The organism is Paenibacillus sp. CF095 (assembly GCF_900101225.1).
Lineage (GTDB): Bacteria > Bacillota > Bacilli > Paenibacillales > Paenibacillaceae > Paenibacillus.
The window spans coordinates 218,512-231,061 of record NZ_FMZN01000006.1; the positions used below are offsets into that span (position 1 = coordinate 218,512).

Genomic DNA, 12,550 nt, shown 5'->3' on the forward strand with positions numbered 1-12,550 from the left:
GAAAAGAGGACAGCCGCGATTGTGCGTGCTGTCCTCTTTACTTATCATTAGAACGATTATACGATGTTACTGAATGGCAACGTGGATCCACGCTTTGCCTTTCCAAGTGTATACTTGTACCCACTCGCCGCCATCGAATCCATCAACCACTTCACCTGTTGTATCGATGACTTGGGAGCCTAATGCACCGATTGGTTTACCATTAGGTGCATCATAGAACCAAGTGCGCTCCAGAAGGTTCAGCAACATCGTTGGTGCCAGTACTTCATCGCCTGGTTTTACGAGTGGCTCTTCAAACATTTTGTCATCTGTAGTCGTAGCTGGCGTTTCAGTTGTAGTTGAAGTACCTTCTGCACCTGTAGTGTCTGTTGTTGTGCCTGTTACAGTCTCAGCAGTACCTTCTACTGTGTCTACAGCAGGTTTGTTCACTTCAACAGCTGGAGTTGTTGTGGTCGTTGGCGTTGTTGTAGCCTCAGTTCCTGTTTCCGGAGTTACCGTTCCAGTAACCGCTTCCTCAGCACCTGCAGCGGCAGCCATCGAACCCATCAACGTTAAAGCAGCAGCAAAACTTACGATTTTTTTCATTTTCTTTTCCTCCTCGGTTTGTTATGTAATTTGTTGTCCTGTGTTAAAAGTAACCAAGCAAGCTACCTTATGAATCACAAATTATAACAATATTTTCTTGCATTCTCCAGTGTCAACTGGCTCATATGTGGGTATATAGCAAGCCTGTAAATATCATACTTCAGTGGGATAAAACCGGGTTGGCTATCTCAAAAAGGTCCTGTTTTTTTGGGATTCATACGAGAGCGGATTGGAATAAAGCAGAAGGGAGTGCAATACATAATATAGAAAAGTTGACCTATGCCTGAACGCACAAAAGCCAATCGGCTTGGTAGCACGATCGGCTTTTGTATGTATTCGTTAGTAAACACTCAGTCATATCAGAGCCTGAGGTTATCGCATTCGGCTGCGTCCCGTAATCAGGGAGATTACGAACAGTACAACAAAGATGAAGAAGAGTACTTTCGCGATTGAAGCAGCTGCTTCAACAATACCGAAGAATCCAAAAATACCTGCTACCAGTGCAATAATTAGAAATAATACAGACCATTTCAACATAAGTATTCATCCTTTCGTATAAATGATTGTGCAGTGAGTTGTGTTCACCTCACCGCCTTGTGTAGTCTAACTTTAACCGGGTGCTAACCGCTTGAAACATTGGTTTTTTTTCCAAGCGAGGGCATATATGAAGGGATATATAATATTGTTTCGTCCGGGAAATCGCCGGGTAACTATAGCAATAACAAACTGATGCACATATGGAAAGAGAGGTTCTTCTATGATCTATCAAATTAGCGTGGCCCTGATTGCAGTGGCATTTGCAGTACTGGTTTTCTTTTTAATTCGTACCTTGAAATCCGCTCAGGGTTCTTTGGACAATGTCTCACAGACACTGCAGGAGGTACAGAAAACCATTGATGAACTTAGTTATGAAGTGAAGCAGACGGTAAGGCATGCCAATGATATTACAGTGGATGTACAGCACAAAATGAAAAAAATTGATCCTGTTATGGAATCTGTTGAGAATCTGGGTGAAGTGTTGAATGAAGTGACGGCAGCAGCCAAACAAGTCTCCACAACGCTGATGGCGAAATTTCAGACTAAACGTAACAACGCTGAACAGACCAAACATGCTGAATCGGTTCATGTAACTGCACCGCCTGCTACATCAACGGATCGTACCCTGCAATCCTATGAAGCTACATATAATGGTGAAGCTAAGGGCGGGAAAAACTGGATGAAGTATATTGATGTTGCAGCGAATGTATGGCAACGGATGCGCAAGTAACATGACCGCTTTATAACCATGAAGAAGCCTTCAGAGCGGTGATGAACCTGATGAAAGGGTGAGAATCATGATGAAACTACTGCTTGTGATGTTTAGCGTAATTTCTCCCTTTTCCGTTCAACCGGCAGCGGTACCCGCTGCTCACGATATGCAATGGACGGCAATGGAAGAGAAGGCGTCAGAGGTAACTCTGGCTGTTGATCGATCCGAGACTTTCCAGCATTTTCGGACTCTGAATGGCATTTCTCTGGATGATACTATGGATGATTTGTTGGCCAAGAAGGGCCAGCCGGGGCATAAGCAGGAAGATCCTTATCTGGGGTGTCCTGAATATCACTTTCATGATGTAAAGGTTGGCTTGTGTGAAGATACGGATGTTATTCAATATGTGCATATCGATGCATCTGAGAATCACATCATGTTAAACGGAAAGAGAATTGAGATGAATATTGAAGCGATCCATCATGCTCTCGGGAAACCTTATTATGTGGCAGAGGACGGAGAAGTGTTTCTCCGTGGAGACCAGGCTCTGAAAGTATATATGAAGTCAGGCTCTCAGCAGATTGAAGGCATTGATCTTTTTGATGACACAGTTTCCTAGGATTGGTTATTACCGAATCGTTTCAACCCCATATAGTATGGTTATATATTAAGTAGCTCGATACAGAAGATTAAATCAGAGGAGAGTGGAAACGATGAATTCAACCAATGAGCAAGCTTATGCAAAAGTGGTAGAAAACGGAGTCCAGGCGGTAGAAGCGGTGAAAGAATTGCAGATTACCGGATACCTTGCTGATCAAATCTTTGTTCTCGCCCATGAGAAGGATCGTACAGATCGAATTGCCGATACAGCAGATGCCAAAGAAATTGGCATAAAGGAAGAAGGCGTATTTGATTCCTTGGCGAATCTGTTCCGCTCACGTGGTGATGAACTCCGGGCCAAAATTGTTTCGATGGGCTTTACCGAAGCCGAAGCGGACTTCTACGAGAGTGAACTCGACAAAGGTAAAGTACTCGTTATTGCTAAAAAGAAAGATTAACCCGATATACGTTGCAAGTTGAAGTTTGCTGAACATGGACAAGCTTCTGAATCATTTATGTAAAATGCTTAATCAAAAACATAGATAAGGAATGGGGCTTTCCCCATTCCTTATCTATGTTTTTGCAAGTTTGGAAGCGGGATCAGGACGCTGCAAAAACAGGGTGGGTTGCGGGGAGAATCTCCAGCGATGGTGCCATTTACTGATAGAAGTTTTTTGTTTTTACGATTATAGTTATACTAGGAATTATTATGTCTACTGCCGTTTTGTATGCAAAATTTGTATAATCAACGTTTGTTTTAACCTATAAGAATCGACAAACCCGGACGCCACAGATAAGGAGATATCAATGAGAATACTTATTGTTGACGACAATCCGACGAATGTCATTATCATTCGAGAAATTCTGAAAAAAGAAAACTATCGTGACATTGTAACGGCGAGTTCCGCCATGGAAATGTTTGAAGTGTTGGGAATTGGGGAGGAAAGCAACGAACTTCGTCCAAGACCGTCGGATATTGACCTGATTTTGCTAGATATGATGATGCCGGAGATGGATGGTATCGAAGCCTGCAGTATTGTGCAGAAATTTGAGAATCTGAAGGATATACCGATTATTATGGTGACTGCCATCGGAGATTCCAAGAAACTTGCCGAAGCATTGGATGCAGGGGCATCTGACTACGTGACCAAACCGATTAATAAAGTCGAACTGATGGCCAGAATTCGACTTGCACTTCGTTTGAAACAGGAGAAGGATTGGCACAAAGAGCGTGATCAACGTATTCAGGATGAGCTCAAGTTGGCAGCGATGGTCCAAAATGCTGTTTTAAGTCCGGCCATTAGGGACCCGTTGTTCCAAGTGCATGCCATCTATAAACCATCTTTTGAGCTTGCGGGTGATCTGTATTCTTGGTACCCCCTTGGGGAAGGCCGTTACGGAGTTCTGCTGCTCGACATGATGGGACACGGGATATCTTCATCCCTGTTTACCATGTTTATCGCTTCTGTGTTAAAAGATACGGTTACCACTTATGTGGATCCAGAGAAGGTCATTCAAGAGTTGAACCGTCGTTTTAACCAGCTCCATCTGGAAAAACAATTGGTGCAGTATTATTTCACTGCAATTTATCTGGTCGTTGATACACGGATGAAGCGCATTGATTATGTTAACGCAGGGCATCCACCTGCTTTATTTTTCCGAAACGACGGCAGTGTGACCACATTTGACAGCGTCTGCTGTCCTGTTGGTTTATTTGACAAGATGGATATTGAACCACAAACGATCCATTACGAGGGTGACGGGCATATTGCACTATATACGGATGGATTATTGGAAGCTGTTCAGGGCGGGCAGGAAGAACAACATGAATTCCTGATCGAAAAACTGACCGGGTCACATCAGTGGAATGAAGCTGCCATGCAGGCCATGTTTTTTGACGACGAAATTCCCCAGGAGCGGGATGATGATAAATGTCTGGTCTGGATTACTTTGGATAAAGGGGCGGGGGATGAATGAAGATCAGGAATAAACTGCTGATTGGTTTTACCGCTCTGATGGCTATTTTGATCGTGCTCACGTTTGTGAGTTATGAACGGCTAAACAGCAGTAATAAACAGATTGATCAGATGTATCAGGAACGTTATCTCAAAGTAAGGTTCACTTCTGCTGTACGCGGAGAGGTCAATGATATTGCCAAAGTGCTGGCTAACTTGTTATTGAATCCGAACAATTCAATTAGTGCTGCTGAAGGTGACCTGAAGGAGATGAAGGATCGGGGGGATGGTTACCTCGTAGAAGTGAGAAACCGAGCAGACAGTGCACCTGAACATCAACTGGTGGATCGTGTGAATACTGCGTGGACTGCTTATACTTCCTATGCAACAAGACAGATCAACTTGATGTCCCAAAGCAGGGTAGAAGATGCGAATAACTACCGCAATGCAACAGGACTCGCGGTGCAAAAGGAAGCTGTGGATAGTTTGAATGCTCTTTCCCGTTATCAGGACCAAGAGATTGATGCCGAGATCAAAAACGCTAACGCAGCGTATACGAGAGCAGTACAGATCACGATAGGTATCATGATTGCGGGGTTGTTGCTTGCATTGGGTGTCATTATGTGGGTGCTGCCGAGTATCACACGGGGTCTGAACACGGTGTCTATGATGATTACCAGCTTTGGTAAAGGGCGTTACCGAACCATTCGGCGCATACAGGTCAAATCAACCGATGAGATTGGTCAGATTGCCAGTGTGTTCAAGGATGTATCCAGTGATCTGGAAGAAAAACTGGAAATCGAGAGGGCTTATGTACAGGCTCAGCAGGATCAAAACTGGATGAGTTCGAATATCGCAAGAGTCCCGGAACTGCTTCGGGGGATTGGCTCCATTCGCCAAATTTCTCAGATGTTTATCAGTGAGTTCACACCTGTGCTTGGCGCTCAGTTGGGTGTTGTCTATCTGATCGATGAGGAGAAACATCCCGACGAACTTAGACGTTACGGTGCATACGCATTTGAAGAGAACGAAGATGTTGGTAAAGAAATGTATCGCATCGGTGAAGGCTTGATTGGTCAAGCCGCGCTGGATATGACACCAATTATTCTGGAAAATACGCCTGAAGATTATGTGCATATTGGTTCAGCTTCAGGTTCAACACGTGCTGCGGGTATCATGATCTATCCTGTCGTGTTTGAAGATGAACTGATTGGTGTAGTTGAAATGGCTTCTTTTGAAGGTTTCAATGAACTTCACAAGCAGTTGTTCACACAACTGATTATGAACCTGGGCGTAATTTTGAACAACGTTCGACGTCGTTTGCGTGTGGAGGAGTTGCTGCGTGAATCCCAGGCACTGACTGAGGAACTGCAGGTTCAATCGGAAGAATTGCAGACACAGCAAGAAGAACTTCGTCGTTCCAATGAGAATCTGGAGGAGCAGACAGAGGCGCTTAAACGTTCCGAGGAATTGCTGCAGCGTCAGCAGGAAGAATTGGAGCATTTCAATACGGAACTCATTGCCAAGACGCGGGCGCTTGAAGAGCAGGTGCGTGAAGTTGAAGAGAAAAATGACGAAATTGAGAAAACGAAGACACAGTTGGAACAGCAAGCTACACAGCTGTCGATGACAAGCAAGTACAAGTCCGAATTTTTAGCGAATATGTCACATGAACTCCGTACACCATTGAACAGTCTGCTCATTTTGTCCCAGTTATTGTCGGAGAACAAGGGTGGGAATCTGACTGACAAACAGCAGGAATATGCGCAAACCATCTACATGTCGGGCGCCGATCTGCTGAAGATGATTGATGAGATTCTGGATCTGTCCAAGGTGGACGCAGGTAAGATGGATATCAATTATGAGACAGTTCGAATGGAAGAGCTGACCAGCTTTGTTCAGCAGAACTTCGGACCGATGGCGAATAAAAAGGAATTGAACTTGAATATCGATTTCGACAGCGATCTACCGGAATGGGTATACACCGACAGTCATCGCGTCAAACAGATTTTACGGAATTTGTTGTCGAACGCATTTAAGTTCACCAATCGAGGTTCGGTTAGTCTGATTGGACGACGAATGAAACCGGAAGAGCTGCCGGGTTATATGAACACCAATCAGGAATATCTCGGATTTAGTGTAAAAGACACCGGCATTGGTATTCCATCGGATAAGACGGATTTGATCTTTGAAGCGTTCCAGCAAGTAGACGGGACCACAAGCCGGAAATACGGTGGAACTGGCCTGGGATTGTCCATTAGCAGGGAGCTGGCACGTTTGCTTGGTGGCGCAATACAGGTGGAATCATCCGAAGGGGAAGGTAGCTGCTTTACCTTATACCTGCCGGATAATCATGAAGAGGAAGCCTTGGCAGAAGAAGGTGCTTCAAGAGAAGCGGCTGTATCCTCAGAGGATCTTTATGAACAGTCCATCGAAGCACGGACCATGCTTTCAAGTCATCAGTCCATTCTCTCTCCTGATCCGGAGCGTAGCGTGGGTAAAGATCTATCTCCTTCCCATACTCCAGATGTCACGCAGATCGAAGATGATCGGGAGAATATCATGGAAGGCGACAAAATCCTCCTCATCATTGAGGATGATGTGAACTTTGCACATATTTTGATGGATATGGCGAGAGGAAGAGGATTCAAAGCACTTGTTGCCCTACAAGGTGATAAAGGACTTGAAATGGCACGTCAATATTTGCCGGATGCCATTATCCTGGATATTCAATTGCCGGTAATGGATGGTTGGACCATTCTGGGCGAGCTGAAGAGCAGTTCGGCAACACGCCACATTCCGGTTCATGTGATTTCAGTTATTGATGATATGAAGCAAGGTCTGATGATGGGCGCCATTGCGTATCTGAAAAAACCTTCGAGCAAGGATTCACTGGATAAAGCATTCTCGCATATCAAATCATATACCGAGAATCAATTAAAACGACTGTTGATCGTCGAAGATGATGAGATTCAGCGTAAAGCCATTATAGAATTGATTGGTCATGATGATGTTGCAATCACTGCTGTATCGACAGGTAGTGAGGCGTTGAATGAATTACACAGCCAGCGTTATGACTGCATGGTACTGGATCTAATGTTAACGGATATGACCGGGTTTGAGTTGCTCGACCAGATTCGCGATGATGAATATCTGAACGATCTGCCGATTATAATTTATACAGGCAAAGAGCTGGATTCCAAGGAAGAAATGAAGCTGCGCAAATATGCGGAATCCATCATTATCAAAGATGTGAAGTCACCGGAACGTCTGCTGGATGAGACCACTTTGTTCCTGCATCGGGTAGAAGCCAATTTGCCGGAAGACAAGCGTCGGATCTTACAGAAACTACACAACAAGGAAACGTTGTTTGAAGGCAAGAAAATATTGCTTGTAGATGACGATATCCGTAACGTATTTGCCCTTTCAAGTGTCCTTGAAGGCTATCGGATGGATGTGACGTTTGCGGAGAACGGCCGAGAGGCTTTGGAGATTTTGGACAAAAATCCTGAATTTGATCTGGTACTGATGGATATGATGATGCCAGAGATGGACGGTTATGAAGCAATGACACGAATCAGACAGATCCCGCAGTTTGAAAAGTTGCCGATTATTGCGCTCACGGCCAAAGCGATGAAAGAGGATCGCGGTAAATGTATTGAGGCCGGAGCATCTGATTATGTGAAAAAACCGATCCAGACCGATCAATTGTTATCCTTAATGCGCGTATGGCTGTATTCGTAAGTTCATTATTCGTATGTTGATTGTTTGGGTAATGAAAGACAATACGACGAATACGCAAGTAACAAATGAAGAAGTGGAGAGAACTTATGACACCGTGGGAACCTACCGAGACGGGGGCAGATTTGGTCCGTATGCCGCAAGATGAAGAACGCGAGCTGATCGAGATTGAGTTGCTGTTGGAAGGCATGCACCGTTTATATGGATATGATTTTAGAAACTATGCATTGCCATCCCTAAAACGAAGAATCTGGCATCATGCACATGCTGAAGGTGTTAAGAGCATATCCGGCTTGCAGGAGCGTGTTCTTCATGACCGTTCCGCGTTTGACCGTTTTGTACAGAACTTATCCATCCCTGTAACGGAAATGTTTCGAGATCCTTCGCTTTTCCGAATGTTTCGGGAACAAATTATTCCTATCCTGAGAACATACCCGTATATCCGAATATGGCATGCGGGATGCTCTACGGGAGAGGAAGTTTATTCCATGGCCATCATGTTGCATGAGGAAGGACTGTATGACAAGGCAAGAATCTACGCAACGGATATGAATGATCGCTCTTTGCAACAGGCCAAAGAAGGCGTATATGGTATTGAGAAAATGAAACTATTTACTACAAATTATTTGGAGGCAGGGGGTACCAGAGCCTTCTCCGAGTACTATACAGCGAAATATAATTCGGTGATATTTCATCCTTTTCTAAGGAAGAACATCATTTTCGCCGAGCACAACCTGGCAACAGACCGGTCATTTAACGAGTTTAATGTTATCTTTTGCCGTAATGTCATGATTTATTTCAATGATGAACTGCGGAACCATGTGCATGGGCTGTTTCATGAGAGCTTGAGCCACTTTGGTATTCTGGTTCTGGGGTCGAAAGAATCGATACATTTTACAGAGTTCAGTGATACCTATGAGCCGTTAGACCGGACCGAAAAAATATACCGGAAGATTAAATAGGGGGTTAGGGTTAGCCATGGGGCTCAATGAACCAATCCACATATTATTGGTAGATGACCGCCCTGAGAACTTGCTTGCTCTTGAAGCAGTTCTGGAATCGGAACAATATAAACTCGTTAAGGCAACTTCCGGAGAAGAGGCACTCCGCTGTCTGCTAAAAGACGAATTTGCGGTTATCGTTCTCGATGTGCAGATGCCTGGAATGGACGGAATTGAGACAGCAAAGTTAATTAAGGCACGGGACAAGTCCAAGGATGTGCCGATTATATTCATCTCTGCGAATAGTAGAGAAGCGGAGCACTTGTTTGCCGGATATTCAGCCGGGGCCATTGATTACATGGTTAAGCCATTTATTCCTCAGATTTTGAAATCTAAAATCGAGGGGTTTGTGGAGATGTTTATCACCAATAAACGTTTGAAGACACAGACCATGCTTCTTCACCAGAAGACACAGGAACTGGAGAAGATGAACCAACAACTCATTCAGGCCAAGGAAGAAGCAGAAATTGCAGCCAATGCAAAGACCGAGTTCCTGGCGATGATGAGTCATGAGATTCGTACACCGATGAACGGAGTTATCGGTATGGTTGATCTGCTGATGGAGACGGAACTGAGGGAAGATCAGAAGGAATATGCAGACATCGTTCGTCGCAGCGCGGATGCACTTGTCACGGTCATCAACGACATTCTTGATTTTACCAAGATGGAATCCGGCAAAATGGAACTTGAAGAGCATCCTTTTGAAATTGTCTCCTGTGTTCGGGAAGTGTTGGGATTGTTTGCTGCAGAAGCAGGCAAAAAGAACTTGGAACTGGATTATTTCCTGGAGGATTCTGTCCCTGAATTAATCTATGGAGATATGGCAAGGCTCCGTCAAGTTCTCTTGAATCTTATTGCAAATGCGATCAAATTTACCGATCAGGGTGGAGTGTATCTGATCGTGTCAGTTAAGGAAGAAAAGGATGGAGAAATGGCATTGGAGTTTGCCGTTAAAGACACCGGGATAGGTATCGCTTCAGACAAAGTTGATCGCCTGTTCCAGCCGTTTTCCCAGCTGGATACATCCATGACACGTAAGTACGGTGGAACTGGCTTAGGACTGGCAATATGCAAGACTCTGGTTGAAATGATGGGTGGACAGATCTATCTGGATACAACAGAGCAACGGGGAGCAACGTTTGTATTTACAATTCAGGCGAAACGTTATGTAGAAACTGAACTGATCCAGAGGAACGGGGAAGAGAAGCCAACGGATGTGAAAAATGAGAATAAATATCCTACGGTATTAATCGTGGATGATCATCCTATTAACCAGAAGTTGATGGCGATTATGCTCGGTAAGCTTGGGTTGCTCTCAGACATTGCTGAAGATGGGCAGAGCGCACTCGATATGGTAAACGGCAGCCGTTATCCCTATGACTATGTGTTTATGGATCTGCAGATGCCTGTGATGGACGGTTTGGAATGCACACGGCGGATTCGAGAGAGCCTGTCCCAGTCTGATCAGCCAATCATTATAGCCATGACTGCTAACGTGATGGAAGGTATTCAGCAGCGCTGTATTGCTGCCGGCATGGATGATTATATTAGTAAACCGGTGAAAATGGGCAATGTGAAACAGAAAATAGCCCAGTTTCAGAAACAACGACAAATGTTAGATCCAGGCCCTTCAGCCATGAATCAGGCCAATTGAAACATTTTCCAAACTTCTTTCTGTTTCACTCGTGCTGAAGTTGGGTTATTAGGTAAGGAAACCATTGATCAGGAGAGAGATGTCTAATGAATACAAATAAAAATGAAAAATTCAATGCAAGAACTGAAACACAGGACGGCGTATGCACGGTGTATCTGACTGGCGAACTGGATTTGTCGGTTGCTCCTGACTTCCGCTTGGTGATGGAGCCGCTCGTGGATAACAAGGAACAGGATCTTGTGATCAACATGAAAGAATTGAAGTATATCGATAGTACAGGGATTGGTATCCTGTTATCTGTTCTGAAGGCAAGACATGGAATGGAAGCTCGCTTTGAAGTACAGGAAGTTCCTGCGCAGATTCAGAAACTTTTTGATATGACGGGCATTGCCAAATTCTTTGTCACACAGAAGAATTCCCAATAGGAAAGGATCGAAAAAGGAATGAATGCAGAAGTTCAAAGAGTCACCCTTAATTTACCTGCGACAGCTGATTACGTTGATATTGTAAGACTCAATCTCTATGGAGTAGCATCCAAAATGGGATTTTCTTATGAAGACATTGAGGATATGAAAGTTGCTGTATCCGAGGCCTGTAACAACTCTGTATTGTATGCCTACTCACACGAAGGCGGCATGGTTGAAGTTGTATTCGAAGTGGATGGCGAAACATTGTCCATTATTGTCAAGGACGAAGGTGCCAGCTTCGAAAACATGAACCCTGCTGTGTCACGTGCCGGTCTACACGACAAAGAACTGACGGAAGCACAGATTGGCGGACTTGGGTTCTACCTGATGCAAGCCTTGATGGACGATGTCAGTGTGGAAAGTGAGACGGGCAAAGGTACGAAAGTAGTACTCGTAAAACGTCTTGCAAGAAGTGAGGAGAAAGTATGAATGAAAAAGTGACTCCCCCAGAGTCCATGTCTGAAGCTATAGGTTTGATCTGGGAATACCAGCAGACCCAAGATAATGAAATTGCAACAGTTCTCATCCGTAAGTATGAACCAATGGTAAAGATGGCAGCAGGTAAAATCGCTCGGAATCGCCCCGATCTATACGAAGACTTGTATCAGACCGGGCAGATGGCTTTGATTCGTTTGCTTAAGCAATACGATATCAATCTAGGTATTCCGTTTGAACCTTATGCCATGAAGAGCATGATCGGTCATATGAAAAACTACTTGCGCGATAAATCCTGGTATATTCAGGTGCCCCGGAGGATTAAGGAAAAGGGAGCACTTGTGCAACATGCCATTGATGAGTTAACCGTTAAGCTGGAGCGCTCACCCGGTGTGAACGAAATTGCTGAATACCTTGATTTGACTGCAGAAGAGACGATTGAAGTTCTGGCTGGTCGGGAATGTTACCACTATGTATCACTGGATTCTCCTTTATCTCAGGATGACAGTGCAGCAACATTGGGTGAACTGATCAGTGCAGATGTTAATGACTATGATTCGGTCGAAAAACGGATGGACTTGCAACAGGCATTGGGACAATTGAAGGAACAAGAGCAGCAGGTACTTATTCTAGCATTCCAGGATGGCCAATCTCAGCGGGCAATTGCTCAGAAGCTTGGTGTTTCACAGATGAGTGTATCTCGTATTCAGAAGCGAGCTACAGAGAAATTGAAACAGATTATGTCTAATGCTTCAATGTTATGAAAAATGGAACCCTAATGTTGTTGAGTACGGCATAAAGAAGGACACGTCATTGCACTGAAATGCATACGTGTCCTTTTTGGGATCAAAAAGATGGGTATG

General features: G+C 44.4%; 12 protein-coding genes. 10 read left to right on the plus strand and 2 right to left on the minus strand.

What is annotated here, in order from left to right; all coding sequences use genetic code 11:
• Positions 1–66: 66 nt before the first annotated feature.
• Together BLS69_RS28405 and BLS69_RS28410 are read right to left on the minus strand one after the other, a co-directional pair.
• Positions 67–585 carry a hypothetical protein gene (locus BLS69_RS28405; protein ID WP_091038561.1) on the minus strand — a complete coding sequence of 173 codons (519 nt, stop codon included), beginning with the start codon at positions 583–585 and terminating at the stop codon, positions 67–69.
• A 372-nt stretch (positions 586–957) separates the two neighbouring features.
• On the minus strand, positions 958–1,122 hold the full coding sequence (locus BLS69_RS28410; RefSeq protein ID WP_017692264.1) for a DUF1328 domain-containing protein: 165 nt from the start codon (positions 1,120–1,122) through the stop codon (positions 958–960).
• A gap of 220 nt (positions 1,123–1,342) precedes the next feature.
• Here BLS69_RS28410 and BLS69_RS28415 point away from each other — a divergent pair, with 220 nt between their 5' ends.
• From BLS69_RS28415 to BLS69_RS28460, 10 genes are all read left to right on the plus strand, one after another.
• Complete coding sequence (locus tag BLS69_RS28415) at positions 1,343–1,852, plus strand: DUF948 domain-containing protein (RefSeq protein WP_017692265.1); 510 nt, start codon at positions 1,343–1,345, stop codon at positions 1,850–1,852.
• Between the two features lie 67 nt (positions 1,853–1,919).
• The gene (locus BLS69_RS28420) at positions 1,920–2,453 is read left to right on the plus strand and encodes a hypothetical protein (protein ID WP_091019329.1); all 534 of its coding nucleotides are present in this window, start codon (positions 1,920–1,922) and stop codon (positions 2,451–2,453) included.
• A gap of 94 nt (positions 2,454–2,547) precedes the next feature.
• Positions 2,548–2,892: a YflT domain-containing protein gene (locus BLS69_RS28425; protein ID WP_017692267.1), complete on the plus strand. Its 345-nt coding sequence runs from the start codon at positions 2,548–2,550 to the stop codon at positions 2,890–2,892.
• Between the two features lie 349 nt (positions 2,893–3,241).
• Entirely contained in the window at positions 3,242–4,411 is a 1,170-nt protein-coding gene (locus BLS69_RS28430; RefSeq protein ID WP_047841574.1) for a PP2C family protein-serine/threonine phosphatase, read from the plus strand.
• On the plus strand, positions 4,408–8,133 hold the full coding sequence (locus BLS69_RS28435) for a response regulator (RefSeq protein WP_091038562.1): 3,726 nt from the start codon (positions 4,408–4,410) through the stop codon (positions 8,131–8,133). The genes BLS69_RS28430 and BLS69_RS28435 overlap by 4 nt, the downstream gene beginning before the upstream one ends.
• Positions 8,134–8,219: 86 nt before the next feature.
• Positions 8,220–9,092: a CheR family methyltransferase gene (locus BLS69_RS28440; RefSeq protein ID WP_074096446.1), complete on the plus strand. Its 873-nt coding sequence runs from the start codon at positions 8,220–8,222 to the stop codon at positions 9,090–9,092.
• A gap of 16 nt (positions 9,093–9,108) precedes the next feature.
• On the plus strand, positions 9,109–10,785 hold the full coding sequence (locus tag BLS69_RS28445; RefSeq protein ID WP_091038563.1) for a response regulator: 1,677 nt from the start codon (positions 9,109–9,111) through the stop codon (positions 10,783–10,785).
• 86 nt (positions 10,786–10,871) lie between these two features.
• The gene (locus tag BLS69_RS28450; RefSeq protein ID WP_036606989.1) at positions 10,872–11,210 is read left to right on the plus strand and encodes an STAS domain-containing protein; all 339 of its coding nucleotides are present in this window, start codon (positions 10,872–10,874) and stop codon (positions 11,208–11,210) included.
• Between the two features lie 18 nt (positions 11,211–11,228).
• The gene (gene rsbW / locus BLS69_RS28455) at positions 11,229–11,681 is read left to right on the plus strand and encodes an anti-sigma B factor RsbW (protein WP_036606993.1); all 453 of its coding nucleotides are present in this window, start codon (positions 11,229–11,231) and stop codon (positions 11,679–11,681) included.
• On the plus strand, positions 11,678–12,451 hold the full coding sequence (locus BLS69_RS28460; protein ID WP_047841571.1) for a sigma-70 family RNA polymerase sigma factor: 774 nt from the start codon (positions 11,678–11,680) through the stop codon (positions 12,449–12,451). The genes rsbW and BLS69_RS28460 overlap by 4 nt, the downstream gene beginning before the upstream one ends.
• The last annotated feature ends 99 nt before the right edge of the window (positions 12,452–12,550 follow it).